The sequence below is a fragment of the Vibrio fortis genome (genome assembly GCF_024347475.1).
GTDB classification, from domain to species: domain Bacteria; phylum Pseudomonadota; class Gammaproteobacteria; order Enterobacterales; family Vibrionaceae; genus Vibrio; species Vibrio fortis.
Genome location: NZ_AP025487.1, coordinates 2,113,135 through 2,129,473, shown reverse-complemented (window position 1 = coordinate 2,129,473; position 16,339 = coordinate 2,113,135). Strand labels below are relative to the sequence as shown.

Annotated in this window: 16 protein-coding genes; all 16 read left to right on the top strand. The window is 42.5% G+C overall.

From position 1 onward, the window contains the following. Window positions 1-6 precede the first annotated feature (6 nt). The 16 genes from msbA (at window position 7) to OCV50_RS09120 (ending at window position 16,333) form a co-directional block, all read left to right on the top strand. Window positions 7-1,755: a lipid A ABC transporter ATP-binding protein/permease MsbA gene (msbA, locus tag OCV50_RS09195; RefSeq protein WP_261902862.1), complete on the top strand. Its 1,749-nt coding sequence runs from the start codon at window positions 7-9 to the stop codon at window positions 1,753-1,755. A 14-nt stretch (window positions 1,756-1,769) separates the two neighbouring features. Next, entirely contained in the window at window positions 1,770-2,777 is a 1,008-nt protein-coding gene (lpxK, locus tag OCV50_RS09190; RefSeq protein WP_261902861.1) for a tetraacyldisaccharide 4'-kinase, read from the top strand. Then, window positions 2,758-2,937: a Trm112 family protein gene (locus OCV50_RS09185; RefSeq protein ID WP_032552063.1), complete on the top strand. Its 180-nt coding sequence runs from the start codon at window positions 2,758-2,760 to the stop codon at window positions 2,935-2,937. The genes lpxK and OCV50_RS09185 overlap by 20 nt, the downstream gene beginning before the upstream one ends. Further along, window positions 2,937-3,683 (top strand): 3-deoxy-manno-octulosonate cytidylyltransferase, encoded by a 747-nt coding sequence (kdsB, locus tag OCV50_RS09180; RefSeq protein ID WP_261902860.1) that lies wholly within the window; start codon window positions 2,937-2,939, stop codon window positions 3,681-3,683. The genes OCV50_RS09185 and kdsB overlap by 1 nt, the downstream gene beginning before the upstream one ends. Before the next feature lie 252 nt (window positions 3,684-3,935). Continuing rightward, window positions 3,936-4,616 (top strand): (d)CMP kinase, encoded by a 681-nt coding sequence (gene cmk, locus OCV50_RS09175; protein WP_261902859.1) that lies wholly within the window; start codon window positions 3,936-3,938, stop codon window positions 4,614-4,616. A 107-nt stretch (window positions 4,617-4,723) separates the two neighbouring features. Further along, window positions 4,724-6,394: a 30S ribosomal protein S1 gene (gene rpsA, locus OCV50_RS09170; RefSeq protein ID WP_239842705.1), complete on the top strand. Its 1,671-nt coding sequence runs from the start codon at window positions 4,724-4,726 to the stop codon at window positions 6,392-6,394. Window positions 6,395-6,494: 100 nt separating this feature from the next. Beyond that, complete coding sequence (gene ihfB / locus OCV50_RS09165) at window positions 6,495-6,779, top strand: integration host factor subunit beta (RefSeq protein ID WP_239842706.1); 285 nt, start codon at window positions 6,495-6,497, stop codon at window positions 6,777-6,779. A 128-nt stretch (window positions 6,780-6,907) separates the two neighbouring features. Then, window positions 6,908-7,180 (top strand): LapA family protein, encoded by a 273-nt coding sequence (locus OCV50_RS09160; protein WP_239842707.1) that lies wholly within the window; start codon window positions 6,908-6,910, stop codon window positions 7,178-7,180. Between the two features lie 23 nt (window positions 7,181-7,203). Then, window positions 7,204-8,379 (top strand): lipopolysaccharide assembly protein LapB, encoded by a 1,176-nt coding sequence (gene lapB / locus OCV50_RS09155; protein WP_261902858.1) that lies wholly within the window; start codon window positions 7,204-7,206, stop codon window positions 8,377-8,379. Window positions 8,380-8,475: 96 nt separating this feature from the next. Further along, window positions 8,476-9,186: an orotidine-5'-phosphate decarboxylase gene (gene pyrF / locus OCV50_RS09150; protein ID WP_261902857.1), complete on the top strand. Its 711-nt coding sequence runs from the start codon at window positions 8,476-8,478 to the stop codon at window positions 9,184-9,186. 400 nt (window positions 9,187-9,586) lie between these two features. Further along, complete coding sequence (locus OCV50_RS09145) at window positions 9,587-10,609, top strand: ABC transporter permease subunit (protein WP_239842710.1); 1,023 nt, start codon at window positions 9,587-9,589, stop codon at window positions 10,607-10,609. After that, a complete protein-coding gene (locus OCV50_RS09140) occupies window positions 10,606-11,649 on the top strand; it encodes an ABC transporter permease (protein WP_261902856.1) in 1,044 nt (347 codons plus the stop codon). Before OCV50_RS09145 ends, OCV50_RS09140 begins: the two co-directional genes overlap by 4 nt. A gap of 47 nt (window positions 11,650-11,696) precedes the next feature. Further along, window positions 11,697-13,541: an extracellular solute-binding protein gene (locus OCV50_RS09135; RefSeq protein WP_390905084.1), complete on the top strand. Its 1,845-nt coding sequence runs from the start codon at window positions 11,697-11,699 to the stop codon at window positions 13,539-13,541. A gap of 11 nt (window positions 13,542-13,552) precedes the next feature. Beyond that, window positions 13,553-14,443 (top strand): ABC transporter ATP-binding protein, encoded by an 891-nt coding sequence (locus tag OCV50_RS09130; protein ID WP_261902855.1) that lies wholly within the window; start codon window positions 13,553-13,555, stop codon window positions 14,441-14,443. A gap of 4 nt (window positions 14,444-14,447) precedes the next feature. Continuing rightward, on the top strand, window positions 14,448-15,269 hold the full coding sequence (locus OCV50_RS09125; protein ID WP_261902854.1) for an ABC transporter ATP-binding protein: 822 nt from the start codon (window positions 14,448-14,450) through the stop codon (window positions 15,267-15,269). Between the two features lie 191 nt (window positions 15,270-15,460). Next, on the top strand, window positions 15,461-16,333 hold the full coding sequence (locus OCV50_RS09120; RefSeq protein ID WP_261902853.1) for a hypothetical protein: 873 nt from the start codon (window positions 15,461-15,463) through the stop codon (window positions 16,331-16,333). Window positions 16,334-16,339: the final 6 nt, after the last annotated feature.

Below are 16,339 nucleotides of genomic sequence, written 5' to 3'. Positions count from 1 at the left end.
GATTCCATGTCTATAGAAAAAGATGAGAGTACCTGGGCAACCTTTAAGCGACTTTGGGTCTATATTCGACTTTATAAGTCAGGCTTAGCAGTAGCGGTGGTTGCTCTGATTATCAACGCGATTTCTGATACTTATATGATCTCGTTGTTGAAACCACTACTCGATGAAGGTTTTGGTAGTGCAGAATCTGACTTCTTACGAACCCTCCCACTTATTATTTTCGCTATGATGTTTATTCGTGGCGTCAGTGGTTTTGTATCTACCTATTGTTTGAGTTGGGTCTCTGGCAATGTCGTGATGCAAATTCGCCGCAAGATATTCAATCATTTCATGCATATGCCAGTATCGTTCTTTGATAAAGAGCAGACTGGCGCACTTTTATCGCGTATTACTTACGACTCAGAGCAGGTGTCTGCTGCAACTAGCAAAGCACTGGTCAGTATTGTTCGTGAAGGCGCAAGCATCATTGGTTTATTGGTATTGATGTTCTGGAATAGCTGGCAGCTTTCACTGGTATTGTTTGCGGTAGCTCCTATTGTTGCTTGGGCAATTAGCGTTGTTTCTAAGCGATTTAGAAAAATATCGAAGAACATGCAGACCAGTATGGGGCATGTAACATCTTCTTCAGAGCAGATGCTGAAAGGTCACAAAGTCGTATTGACTTACGGTGGTCAAGAAGTGGAAAAAGAGCGTTTTGACACTGTTAGTAATCAAATGCGCCAGCAGACGATGAAGTTGGTGACGGCACAAGCCGCGGCTAACCCAATTATTCAGATGATAGCGTCGGTTGCCATTGTCGTGGTTCTATTTCTAGCCAGTGTTGATTCAATTAAGGCGGAACTGACTCCTGGTACTTTTACCGTAGTTTTTTCTGCGATGTTTGGTTTAATGCGTCCACTCAAAGCACTGACAAACGTTACATCTCAATTCCAACGAGGTATGGCGGCAAGCCAAACGTTATTTGAATTAATGGATTTAGAAACTGAGAAAGACACAGGAACACTAAAACCTCAAACAGTTAAAGGTGAGGTTGAGGTAAAAGACATTACATTTACATATCAAGGAGCAGACAGCCCCGCGCTAGAGAATGTAAGTTTTTCTATTCCAAAAGGTAAAACATTAGCATTAGTCGGGCGTTCAGGCTCGGGTAAAAGTACTATTGCTAACCTTTTCACCCGTTTCTATGATGTCGACTCGGGTACGATTGAGCTCGATGGTCATGATATCCGTGACTACGAATTGAGAAACCTTCGCCAGCATTTTGCTTTAGTTTCGCAAAATGTACATTTGTTCAATGACACTGTGGCTAACAACATCGCGTATGCTGCAGAAGAAGAGTACACACGTGAACAGATTGAACATGCAGCAAAACTGGCTCATGCGACGGAGTTTATCGAAGGCATGGAGAATGGTTTCGATACGGTCATTGGTGAAAATGGTGCAAGTTTATCTGGTGGTCAGCGTCAACGCTTGGCTATCGCTCGAGCACTGCTGAGAGATGCCCCTGTACTGATTCTTGATGAGGCAACTTCAGCTCTAGATACCGAATCTGAGCGTGCAATTCAATCTGCTTTGGACGAACTACAAAAAGATAAGACCGTTCTTGTGATTGCGCACCGCTTATCGACGATTGAGCAAGCCGATGAAATTTTGGTTGTAGATGATGGCCATATTGTCGAACGAGGCGCCCACGCTGAGCTCATTCAGCATGATGGGGCCTATGCTCAACTTCACCGCATTCAGTTTGGTGAGTAAGGGGCGAGTTCGTCGTGGTCGAAAAGATTTGGTTTGAAAATCATCCTTTAAAATACCTACTTTGGCCACTGTTGTGGCCATTGAGTCTGGTGTTTAGTCTTGTCAGTAAAAGACGTCGCCAAGCATATCAACAAGGCAGTAAGCCAAGTTACCGAGCACCAGTGCCGGTGATTGTCGTTGGGAATATTACGGCTGGTGGCAATGGCAAAACGCCCGTTGTTGTTTGGCTCGTCGAGATGCTGCAATCCCAAGGATATACGCCAGGTGTGGTGTCACGTGGCTATGGTGCAAAAGCGCCTAGTTATCCTCTTGTCGTAACTGAAGAGACGCCAGCAGCTCATTGTGGTGATGAACCTCGTTTGATTATGAAAAGAACAGGAGCTCCTGTTGCTGTGGATCCGGTTAGAGCCAATGCAGTTAAAGCACTGCTGGATTCTAACGTGGACGTTATTGTCACAGATGATGGCCTTCAACACTATGCTTTAGAAAGAGATATCGAGTTTGCAGTTGTCGATGGAGCACGCCGCTTTGGTAACCAACAAGCCATTCCACTGGGACCGCTGCGCGAACCGGTATCACGCCTAGGTGAGGTTGATTTCATCGTGGCAAATGGTGGGAAGCCTGAACCTAATGAAATTGCGATGTCATTAGTACCTAGCCAAGTAGTTAACTTAAAGACTGGGGAAAAAATCGCATTAGAAACTCTGACAAAACTAGTTGCGTTTGCGGGAATCGGCCACCCCCCACGTTTTTTCAAAACACTAGAAGACCTTGGTGCTGATGTCATTCATACTCAAGGCTTCGCTGATCACAAAGATTTTGAACAAGATGAACTGTTCGCTCTTGCTGGAAAGGGCGAGAACATCATAATGACAGAAAAAGATGCTGTGAAATGTGAAAGTTATGCGCAAGAAAACTGGTGGTATCTACCTGTCTCAGCGCAATTTGACCAAGCATCACAAAACAAAGTTATGCAAAAAATTAAAGAGGTTATGGAATACTATGGATCACCGTCTACTTGAAATCGTTGCTTGCCCTGTTTGTAAAGGTAAATTAACTTTTGATAAAGATAAGCAAGAACTGATTTGTAAACTTGATCGCCTTGCATACCCAATTAAAGAGGGTATTCCTGTGCTTCTTGAGCCAGAGGCTCGCACAATCTCAATGGACGAGGGCAAATAATGTCATTTACGGTTGTCATCCCAGCTCGTTACCAATCGAGCCGTTTGCCAGGGAAACCTTTAGCCGATATTGGCGGTAAGCCTATGATTCAATGGGTTTACGAACAATCTGTGAAAGCTGGTGCCGATAAAGTGATTATCGCAACAGACGATTCTCGAGTTGAAAAAGCAGCCAAAGCATTTGGTGCAGAGGTCTGTATGACTTCTCCCAAGCATGAGTCAGGCACTGAGCGCCTAGCTGAAGTGATTGAAGTGATGAACATCCCGGATGATCACATCATTGTAAATGTGCAAGGCGATGAACCTTTGATTCCACCAAGTATTATCAACCAGGTAGCGAATAACCTCGCTGGCAGCCAAGCGCCAATGGCAACCTTAGGTGTGGAGATCACTCACGTTGATGAAGTGTTTAACCCTAACGCTGTTAAAGTTGTAACAGACAAAGATGGTTATGCACTGTACTTTAGCCGCGCCACGATTCCTTGGGATCGCGATGCATACGCTAATAATGGAACCAGTGCAGAATTGCCACTGTTAAGACATATTGGCATTTACGCCTACCGCGCAGGTTTTATTAACACCTATATAAATTGGGAACCAAGCACACTTGAGCGTATAGAGTGCTTAGAGCAGCTGCGCGTACTTTGGTACGGCGAAAAAATCCACGTCGATATCGCTGCAGAAGCGCCTGCCGCAGGTGTTGATACACCTGAAGACCTTGAAGCGGTTAGAGCGATTATTGGGTAATTTATCCTTTCGAAACGCTTTATCAAGTCTTATCAAAACCTCGCATAGTCGCGAGGTTTTTTTATTTTAGTAACAATAAATTTAAGCTTGAGCATATGAAATTTATAGATATCTTGCTGTCTGAGTTCTAAAGGGATTAATGTGAGATTTACCTCGCCCCGACACCAATTTTTCTCTATAATATGCCGCCTGTTAACGCAGTTGTATTATGCGAGTGCGGAATAAAACTTACGAAGAAACGTGGAGTAAAACATGCCTTCTCAAAGCCCAGTGATTACGGTTGATGGCCCAAGTGGTGCAGGTAAAGGTACCCTATGTATGTTGCTAGCTGAAAAGCTAGGTTTTCACTTACTAGACTCGGGTGCTATCTATCGAGTGCTTGCATTAGCGGCAATCCATCACGGTGTAGACACAGAGTCTGAAGACGCTCTAGTACCTTTAGCAACGCATTTAGACGTTCAGTTTATTGCTGAAGGTGAGTTGGTAAAAGTGATTCTTGAAGGCGAAGATGTCTCTGGCGAGCTTCGCAAAGAAGAGACGGGTATGGCTGCTTCAAAGGTTGCTGCGTTACCACGTGTTCGTGAGGCACTACTACGTCGTCAACGTGCATTCAGTGCTGAGCCAGGACTTGTTGCAGATGGCCGTGATATGGGTACAGTTGTTTTCCCGAGTGCTGAAGCGAAAATTTTCCTAGATGCTAGCGCTGAAGAGAGAGCGAATCGCCGCCTTAAACAGTTGCAAGGCAAAGGCTTAGATGTTAAATTTGACGACCTTTTGAGCGAGATCCAAGAGCGAGACGACCGAGATCGTAATCGCCCAGTAGCGCCATTACGCCCTGCTGAGGATGCGCTTGTGCTTGATTCTACCTCAATGAATATTGAGCAGGTAGTTGAAAAAGCACTACACTATATTGAATCGAAACTGGCTGGGTAACTTTTACCGAGCCGGCAAGAACGTTGGTTGCAAGGATGATAACCGGCGAATTTATCAACCCCATGCGGTAGGATACCCATGGACGTTTAATTATTGAAGATTAAATAATGACTGAATCTTTTGCTCAACTCTTTGAAGAGTTTCTAAACGAAACAGAATTCCAACAAGGCAGCATCGTTAAAGGTACTGTAGTAGCTATCGAGAACGGTTTCGTTCTTGTTGACGCTGGTCTTAAGTCTGAATCTGCTATCCCTGCTGAACAGTTCAAGAACGCTGCTGGCGAACTTGAAGTTGAAGTTGGCGCTGAAGTAGACGTAGCTCTAGACGCTGTTGAAGACGGTTTCGGTGAGACTCAACTTTCTCGTGAGAAAGCTAAGCGTCACGAAGCTTGGATCGTTCTTGAGAAAGCTTGCGAAGAAGCTGAAACTGTTGTTGGTATCATCAACGGTAAAGTTAAAGGCGGTTTCACTGTTGAACTAAACGGTATCCGTGCTTTCCTTCCAGGTTCTCTAGTAGACGTACGTCCTATCCGTGACACTGCTCACCTAGAAAACAAAGAGCTAGAGTTCAAAGTAATCAAGCTAGACCAGAAGCGTAACAACGTTGTTGTTTCTCGTCGTGCTGTTATCGAATCTGAGAACAGCGTTGAGCGTGACGAACTTCTTGAAACTCTACAAGAAGGTACTGAAGTTAAAGGTATCGTTAAGAACCTTACTGACTACGGTGCATTCGTTGACCTTGGCGGTGTTGACGGTCTTCTACATATCACAGATATGGCTTGGAAGCGCGTTAAGCACCCATCAGAGATCGTTAACGTTGGTGACGAAATCCTAGTTAAAGTTCTTAAGTTCGACCGTGAGCGTACTCGCGTATCACTAGGTCTTAAGCAACTAGGCGAAGATCCATGGGTAGCAATCGCTAAGCGTTACCCAGAAGGTCACAAGCTTTCTGGTCGTGTTACTAACCTAACTGACTACGGCTGCTTCGTTGAAATCGAAGAAGGCGTTGAAGGTCTAGTACACGTTTCTGAAATGGATTGGACTAACAAGAACATCCACCCATCTAAAGTTGTTAATGTTGGCGACGAAGTTGAGGTTATGGTTCTTGATATCGACGAAGAACGTCGTCGTATCTCTCTAGGTCTGAAACAGTGTAAAGCTAACCCATGGCAGTCATTTGCAGAAATGCAAGCTAAGGGCGACAAAGTTACTGGTAAGATCAAGTCTATCACTGACTTTGGTATCTTCATCGGTCTTGAAGGCGGTATCGACGGTCTAGTACACCTATCTGACATTTCTTGGAATGTTGCTGGTGAAGAAGCTGTACGTGAGTACAAGAAAGGCGACGAAATCTCAGCAGTTGTTCTTGCAGTAGATGCAGAGCGTGAGCGTATTTCTCTTGGCGTTAAGCAAATGGAAAACGACCCGTTCAACGCATACGTTGCTGACAACAAGAAAGGTGTTCTTGTAAACGGTACTGTTACTGCAGTTGACGCGAAAGGCGCTACTATCGAGCTAATCGAAGGCGTTGAAGGTTACATCCGCGCTTCTGAAGTTTCTCGCGACCGCGTAGAAGATGCGTCTCTAATCCTAAGCGTTGGTGACAGCGTTGAAGCGAAGTTCACAGGTGTTGACCGTAAGAACCGCGTAATCAACCTATCTATCAAAGCTAAAGATGAAGCTGAAGAGCAAGAAGCAATGGCTTCACTGAACAAGTCTGACGAAGGCGCGTTCGGTAACGCAATGGCAGACGCATTCAAAGCTGCTAAAGGCGAATAATTTAATTTTTCGCTAAGAAAGGGACCTTTGGGTCCCTTTTTTTTTGCTTATTTTTCCGATAGGTCTATAATTTCTAAAAAGAAAACCAACGAGGGTAACTATGACTAAGTCTGAATTAATTGAAAGGCTATGCGCTGAGCAAACGCATCTTTCTGCAAAAGAAATTGAAGACGCTGTAAAAGACATTTTAGAGCACATGGCTTCAACATTAGAAAGTGGTGATCGCATCGAAATTCGTGGTTTTGGTAGCTTCTCGCTGCACTACCGTGAGCCTCGCATTGGCCGTAACCCAAAAACGGGTGACAAAGTAGAGTTAGACGGTAAATACGTTCCTCACTTCAAACCTGGTAAAGAGCTACGCGAGCGAGTAAATACAGGAATGTAGACTACTTATCGGAATTTAGAAAAGCGGCATACTACAATGTATGCCGCTTTTTTATGACCATAATATGGTGGTCTGATAAGTAATTTTCCTGCATAATCGTACTGCTAATTAACCAATGAGTGATGAATATGAAAATTATAAAAATAGTCGCTGTTATTGCACTTTTCCTAATTGCACTGGCTTTAGGCTCTCAAAACCAAACTATCGTGAACTTCAACTATCTGCTTGCCCAAGGTGACTTCCACCTATCTACATTACTTGGTGTAGTATTTGTATCGGGTTTTGGTCTAGCATGGATTGTGTTTGGTAGCATGCACATGAAATCTCAGCTACAGATCCATCGTTTAAAGAAAAAGCTAAACAAGCAATCAAAGCAAGTCGCTGTAGAATCAAAAGCTTGATAGCTGAGAAAGGCTAATACTGAATGTTAGAGTTACTGTTCTTACTTTTACCCATTGCAGCTGCTTACGGTTGGTATATGGGTAATCGTAATGCTCAGCAAGAAAAGCAAAAGCAATCTCATCAGATATCTCGTCAGTATGTGACAGGTCTGAATCTACTTTTATCTGATCAGTCAGATAAAGCGGTAGACCACTTTATTGAACTGCTTCAAGTTGATAACGAAACGATTGATACACACCTAGCGTTAGGTAACCTGTTTCGTTCTCGAGGGGAGGTTGATCGCGCTATTCGAATCCACCAAAACCTTATTTCCCGTTCAGGTCTTACTATTGACCAAAAAAATCTCGCACTACAGCAACTTGCAAAAGACTACATGGCTTCAGGCTTTTTAGACCGAGCAGAGAAAATCTTTGAGCAACTCGTTGATGAACCTGAGCATAAAGAGAGTGCGCTTCAACAGTTGGTTTCTATCTACCAGCAAACTCGAGAATGGAGTAAAGCCATTCAATATGGCAATGTGCTGATTAAAATTAGCAAGAAGAAGCTTAAGATGCGTGCTACGGTTGCTCATTTCTGGTGTGAAATGGCGATGCAAGAGCAGGCTGAAGGTAATAAATCAAAAGCGATACAGCACTTTAAAAAGGCACTCAGCGAAGATCCTAAATGTGTTAGGGCTAGCATTGCATTATCTAAACTTCATTTAGCCAATGAAGAATATAAGAAGACGATCGAATATCTTGAATCTGTTATCGATCAAGACATCGACTTTATCAGTGAAGTACTGCCGACTTTAGCGGATTGTTATCATCACTTGGGGCAGGAAGCTCAACTTGTAGAATTCCTCAAGACTTGCATTCAAAGAAAAGCAGGCGTATCCGCTGAGTTAATGTTGGCACAATTGGTTGCTCAGCATGAAGACATCGGCTCTGCACAAGAGCTTCTGACGAAGCAACTTCTTAAAAACCCTACCATGAAAGGCTTCTATCGATTGATTGATTATCATATTGCAGAAGCAGAAGAGGGTCGCGCTAAAAATAGTCTGACCACTTTACAATCTATGGTTGGCGAACAATTAAAAATGAAGCCTCACTACCGCTGCCGGAAGTGTGGTTTCTCTACCCACTCTCTATATTGGCACTGCCCTTCGTGTAAGGGGTGGGGAACGATCAAGCCGATCCGTGGGCTTGATGGTGAGTAAATTTATGGTCAATGTTAGACCAAATTATATAGTGCAGCTTTCGGGCTGCATTTTTATGAGTAAAATTTAAGACAATAAACTGCGTTAGGAGATGAAATGAACGATCAAAAAATCATTGTAGCACTGGATTACGACAACCAAGCAGACGCTTTGGCCTTCGTTGACCGAATTGATCCAGCATCTTGTCGCCTAAAAGTAGGTAAAGAGATGTTCACTCTATTCGGGCCAGAGTTTGTACGTGAGCTGCATAAGCGTGGTTTCTCGGTTTTCTTAGATTTGAAATTCCACGATATCCCAAATACATGCTCTAAAGCGGTACGTGCAGCAGCAGAAATGGGTGTTTGGATGGTGAACGTCCACGCTGGCGGTGGTGAGCGTATGATGACAGCATCACGTGAGATTCTTGAACCTTACGGAAAAGACCGTCCATTGCTGATTGGTGTAACAGTACTTACAAGTATGGAGCAGCAAGATCTTGCAGGTATTGGGCTTGATATCGAGCCACAAAAACAGGTAATGCGTCTGGCAAACCTAACTAAAAATGCAGGTTTAGATGGTGTTGTTTGTTCAGCGCAAGAAGCCTCTTTGCTCAAGGGTGAATTAGGCCAAGAATTCAAATTGGTTACGCCAGGTATTCGTCCAATAGGCGCTGAAGTCGGTGACCAAAAACGTATTATGACACCAACAAAAGCGATTCAATCCGGCTCAGACTACTTAGTTATTGGTCGTCCAATCACTCAAGCCGCTGATCCTGCTGAAGTGTTAAAGAATATTAACAACGAATTGTTACATATGAACAACAACTAATTATTCTGCAGGTGCATGGTTTTACTTGTTTGATTAAATTAGCAAACGTTTAAACTGTGCACCTTGTAGTGATAATCACTATATAAACCTGTTTCTATAACTTTCCCTTCTAAAATATATACTTATCAGCATATTCCTTCGATTTTATTTTCACTTAACCTAATTATGGGCTAAATAAACCGACGCACATTGTGGTTTTACATCGGGATTTTCTAAGATTAACTATAATAATATGACTTGGGTCGATAATTTTTAATGTTAATTGGATGTAATTATTTAATTCAATATTCTTATGAATTAGAGTTTACGAATTGTTAACTCATCAGACCAGTGTGTAAGTTGGTAATAATACCTACAGGATGTGGTTTAAATGTAATTAATTGGTACGGAGTACTTCCAATTGTTAGCTTATATATTGAGGCGTTTATTACTTGTCATTCCAACATTTATAGGAATAACAATCTTAATATTTGCCATTACTCGTTTTGTTCCAGGTGGGCCGGTGGAAAGAATGCTGTCAAAAATGCATTCTGGAACGGACAGCGCTGCAGTAAGTGTCGCAGGTAATAATTCATCACTATCAGATGAACAAATTGCCGAGCTCAATGAGTTTTATGGATTAGACAAACCTATATTAGAATCTTATGTTGATTGGTTATCTAAGATCGTCGTATTAGATTTTGGTGAATCAACACGTTATTACGAACCCGTAAATGACATGATTGCTGAACGTTTACCAATCTCGTTGTTTTATGGAGGCATGACGTTTTTTATCAGTTATTTTATATCCATTCCACTTGGATATTATAAGGCGATAAAGCATGGCTCGGTATTTGATTCGGCATCTTCTATTTTAATATTTATCGGTTATGCATTACCCGGGTATGTGGTTGGTGTATTTTTAATCACTCTATTTGCTTATAACCTTGATTGGTTCCCAATGGGTGGGTTCGTCGGAGATGATTTTGAGGACTATGAAAATTGGGTAGATCAATTTAAAGACATTATGTGGCATGCAGTACTTCCTCTCATTTGTTATTTGATTGGTGACTTCGCTACATTAACGATGACCATGAAAAATAATCTGATGGAAAACCTTTCTGCAGATTACATTCGAACAGCAATTGCAAAGGGATTACCTTTCAAACAAGCGGTTAAAAAACATGCATTGCAGAATAGTTTAATTCCGATAGCGAGTCATTTTGGTAACTCATTATTGTTCTTTATGTCGGGTTCTTTTCTAATTGAGGTTATTTTTAACATTGATGGCATTGGCTTATTAGGTTACGAGTCAATAATGGAGCGTGATTATCCGGTCGTTATGGGGATAGTTGCTATCAACGCGGCGATGCTGATGATTGGTAATATTCTATCTGATCTTTGTGTTGCGGCTGTCGACCCTAGAGTGAGGTTTGGAGCATGATTAGATTAACCCCACTTACACAGAAAAAGATCAAACACTTTAAAGAAATAAAGCGTGGATATTGGTCGTTGCTCGTCCTCAGCTCACTGTTGATTCTGTCTATTTTTGCTGAGCTTTTAATTAACAGTAAGGCGTTGGTCGTTAGCTACAAAGGAGAGTGGTCATTTCCAGTTTTCTCTGACGTCAGGTCGGGTACGGACTTTGGTTTGAGTTATGCGAGCGAAGCTGATTATAGAAAACTGCAGCAGATATTTGCAGAAGAAGCTCAGGGCGACTTTGTCATTATGCCTATCGTACCGTGGAATCCATATGAACAAGACTTTTCCGGAGACTTTCCTCCGCTAGCACCGAGTATTGATAGCAAACACTATTTGGGTACAGATGCGATAGGCCGCGATATCTTAGCTCGTTTGGTCTATGGCTTTCGTATAGCGATGGGCTTCGCGTTGATGACAATGGCGATCTCTTATGCAATAGGCACTGTAGTTGGGTGCTGCATGGGCTTCTTTGGCGGTAAGTTTGACTTGTTTGTTCAAAGGCTCATAGAGATTTGGTCAATGGTACCATTTCTCTACGTCATTATGATCTTAGTCTCGATAACTCAACCGACGTTCACACTGTTTGTTGCTATTAATGTGTTATTCGGTTGGATGGGTATCACTTGGTATATGAGAACCATGACGTATAAAGAATCGGCTCGCGAATACGTTATGGCAGCAAGGGCTTTAGGGGCCTCAACAACACGCATTTTAGTGCATCATATCTTGCCTAATACTATGGTTATGATTGTTACGTTAGCGCCCTTTACGATCGCCGCTAATATTACCGCTCTCACTGCGTTGGACTATCTAGGGCTTGGTTTAATGCCTCCTACACCGAGTTGGGGGGAACTATTGCAACAAGGTAAATCGAATCTTGATGCCCCTTGGATTGTGGCTTCAGTAGTTGGAGCGATAGTAGCGGTATTGGTCATGGTGACCTTTATAGGTGAAGCGATACGCTCGGCATTTGATCCCAAAAAGTTTACACGTTACGTATAGCTTGAATTCAGACATTTACAGGAAGTATCCAGTTACAGGATGTAATTATGAATAAAACACTCTCAATATGTATTTCCGCGCTGATGGCAAGCTTGTCACCATCAGCCTTTTCTCAAACCGCGACTTTACCTCAGGGGCTAGAGTGGTTATCCAATAACAATGAGCCTCTATTCGCTTCGGAAGATGCGATACGCGGTGGTACATTGCGTACATTCATGGCTAGCTTTCCTCAAACTCTACGTAGCGTAGGGCCAGATGCGAACTCGGGATTACGTCATTATTTTATGGATGGCGCTCCGAAGCTAGCTCAGAGACACCCGAATACAGGAAAGTGGATCCCTCAGTTAGCAACTGATTGGGCTTTTTCTGAAGATAACAAGACGGTCTATTTTAAGCTTGATCCTAATGCGATGTGGTCGGATGGTGAGAAGATAACGGCCGATGATTACCTGTTCATGCTCACTTACTACCGTTCTAAAGACATCGTCGATCCTTGGTACAACGATTTTTTCTCAACGTCTATCGTCGATGTAACCAAGGTTGATGAATACACCATTGCAGTAGAGACAGCCGTAGAACAGAGTCAAGATGCACTTATGGTGTTGATCAACATGCCAAGTAATGGCTTTCAGCCAAGACCTGAACACTATTTTTCAGGCGAGAAAGACGCTAATAATGACGGAATGGTGGATAATTTTGTCCGAAAATATAACTTTAAAAGTGAACCTACAGCTGGGCCGTACTACCTAGACAAAGTGAAAAAAGGTAAGAGTGTGACCTTTAAGCATGTCGGAGAAAATTGGTGGGGTTACTCCAATCGTTATTATCAGAATCGTTATAATGTCGATAAGGTGCGCATTACCGTTATTCGAGACTTTGATATCGCACTTAAGCACTTTGAAAAAGGAAAACTGGACTATTTTGATTTAGTTCTTCCAGAGTACTGGCATGGAAAGTCTGACTCTCAAGCGTTTAAAGACGGTTATATCCAGAAGTTTTGGGGCTTCAACCAAACGCCTCAAGGTGCCGGTGGTTTGTGGATGAATACTGCTCAGCCATTACTAGAGGATATCAACGTCCGCAAAGGCATTATGCACGCTACGGATTATGACGGCATGATTAAAAACATCATGCGTGGGGACTATTCTCGTAAGCCGCATGGGTTGGGCTTTGGACATGGGCAATACGATAACCCAGCCAATAAAGCACCTGAGTTTGACCCTCAGTTAGCAGCTGAACACTTCGCAAAAGCGGGTTTTGATACTATCGGATCAGATGGTATCCGCATCAATAAGCAAGGGCAGAAACTTTCATTTGCTATTACGTATGGCTACAACGCTTGGACGCCAAGAATTGCGTTCCTTCGAGAACAGGCGAAGTTAGCGGGGCTCGACTTTACACTTAACTTAGTCGATGGCTCATCAGCTTTTAAATATATCCTAGAGAAAAAGCACCAATTGGCTTTTCTTAATATGGGATCCGGCGAAATTCCATCTTACTGGGAGTATCTGCATTCAGACAATGCCAACAAGCCGCAAACCAATGCACATACCAACTATAGTAGTCCTGAGCTGGATAAATTAATAGAAGCCTATGATGCTGAGTTTGACCAAAATAAACGCTACAAGCTCTCTTATCAGATTCAAGACTACGTTACACAAGCAAACATCATCGTCCCAGGTTATATGGTGCCATACTCACGCGCAGCACATTGGCGTTGGGTCCAGTACCCAGAGAACCCAATGACCAAGCAGACTGAGTCTATTTTCCATCCGATGGATATTGGCAGCTTTTGGATAGATTCATCGGTTAAAAAAGAGACGCAATCGTCGATGAAGTCAGACAAAACCTACACTCCGGTTTCATTTGTTGATGACCGTTTTAAACTGTGACGGATGTTGGTATGAACGTGGAATATAAACAAGATCCCAATTGCGATGTGGTGTTGGAAGTAAAAGATCTGGAAGTCACCTTTGATACTGACTCAGGAGTTGTACAGGTACTCCATGGCGTTAGCTTTAAAGTGAAGAAAGGAAAAACCTTAGGCCTAGTTGGCGAATCTGGCTGCGGTAAAAGTGTCACGTCGATGTCGATTATGGGGCTGCTCCCTAAACCTTATGGTCAGGTTGTCGGTGGTAAGATCCTTTACAACAATCAAGATCTCGTCACGTTGCCACCACACTCTATGTACGAAATGCGCGGCAACGCGATCTCTATTATCTTTCAAGATCCAATGACGGCGCTGAATCCAGTGCATAGTATCGGTAAACAACTAACGGAGGTTTTAGCCCTACATCGACCTGAGCTGAAAAAAAATGATAGGCGAGAGTACGCAATCAGAATGCTCGAAAAGGTCAAAATCCCAATGCCTGAGAAGCGTATTGATGAATATCCTCACAACTTATCTGGGGGGATGAGACAGCGTGTAATGATAGCGATGGCACTTGCCTGTAAACCCGATGTCTTGATTTGTGATGAGCCTACGACGGCTCTAGATGTGACGGTTCAAGCTTCTATTTTGGAATTAATGATAGAGCTACAACATGAGACTGGAATGGCGATGTTGTTTATTACTCACGATTTAGGTGTTGTGGCAGAGGTGTGTGACGATGTGGCTGTTATGTACGGTGGGCGTATTGTCGAGCATGCAGACGTATTTGAATTGTTTGATTCCCCTAAACATCCTTATACAAAGCGATTGCTAGGTTTGATGCCAAGCTTAGATCACCCACTGAAACAACAGATAGAGATCAAGCCTATTGATACTTCCCTGTTTCCTGAGTTTAAGGGGTAGTTAAATGTCGGAAATATTGAGAATAGAAAACCTTACTCAGCATTTTATCTCCGGAAAAAGGCTGTTCTCAAAAGGGTATGTGATTAAAGCCGTGGATGGTGTTTCTTTTTCTTTGCGCCAAGGGCAAACCTTGGGGTTAGTAGGCGAGTCAGGATGTGGAAAGAGCACATTAGGGCGCACGATCTTAAAGTTATTTGAACCGACTTCCGGACGAATCTTCTTTGAAGGGCAGGACATCACTGATTGGAAAGCTAAGGAGATGAGACCACTTCGCAAAGAGATGCAGATCGTCTTTCAAGACCCAATGGAATCTCTAAATCAAAGGCATACAATTGGTATGATTTTGGAGGAGCCCTATATTATCCATAATGTAGGTACTCATAAAGAACGCAAGCAGTGGGTATTAGAGCTACTCGACAAAGTAGGATTAGCTAGAGAGTCGATTGATCGATACCCTCATGAGTTTTCTGGTGGACAACGTCAACGAATTGGAATTGCTCGCGCTATTGCTCTGAAACCTAAGCTACTTATCTGTGATGAGTCTGTTTCAGCGCTAGATGTGTCAGTTCAAGCCCAAATTATTAATTTGCTCTTAAACTTACAAAAAGAGATGAATCTGGCAATTATCTTTATTTCACACGATCTTTCTGTTGTAAAACAGGTCTCCGATGATGTTGCTGTCATGTATTTTGGGAAAATTGTGGAATATGGCTCTGCAATAGATTTATATAAAAATCCACAAAATGATTATACAAAGAAATTACTTTCGGCAATACCAATAACACACCCTAATCGCAGGAAGCGTATAAAGGGAAAAAAGCACTAATACAATTCTGTACAAAATAATACAAAGAAAAAATGTAATTTAATTGTAAAGTAATTTGGCAGCAAGGTTCTGTTGCTAAAAAGTCTATCGATATTTAGTGATAAATATTGAAGTATTCGTTCACTTAAAATTTGATGGACTATTTAAATAAGCTCAATGACTGAGCTTAACATTCATGGAAGTTAAAAAGCATGCATAACACAATAAAGTGGAAGGTGAATCCGATCGCAATATTGTTAGGCACGATGTTTTCTTTATCTGTTTACGCAGAGGAAGGTAATGGTGTTGACAATATTAACGATAAGGTTGAATCAACACAAAATGAAAGCGATGCATCTTGTATAACTTGTAATATCAGCGGGTCCGTTACCGCTGGTTATTCAACAAATATATACAACAAAGATGACTATCGCGCAGACCGAAGCTTTTCATGGAATGGCACACTGAAATATAAACTTTCTGAAAATATTAAGACATATATATCTTCGGGTGGATATCGAGCATTAGATGATGAGGTAGGGACTTACGCTACCGATTCAGTAATAGGGTTAAGTCACTCGAAGTTATATGAGTTTGGTGAAAGTGGAAAAATAGGTGCAAGTGGGCAATTGACTATTCCTACTTCTGAGGCGTCACGTAACGATAAGCTACAAACCGCTTTCAGGCTAGCTGTTCCAATTAGTTTCGAATACTGGGGGGTGAATTTCAATATATCACCTCGGATAAGAAAGAACTTCCATCAATATAAAACATATGGTGGCAAGTCTCTCACTGAGTGGACGTACTCCCTATATTCAGGCGTAAGCTATAGCTGGGAAAAGCTAACTTTGGGAATAGATGCCTTAGGTGGCAACACGATCAGTTACCAAGGAAACAGACGAGATTCAGTGGACTATGGCGGTTCTATCTACGGGGCCTATGACTTTACCGATAATTGGTCATTTACTCTTTCTGCTGCAACGTCAGGCGCATATGCAGATGCTGAGCGCGGCACACTGGGCAATATCGATCTATTCGATGCAGACAAAGCCTCTTACTCAGCAGATATAACATTCTCATTCTAGGGAAAT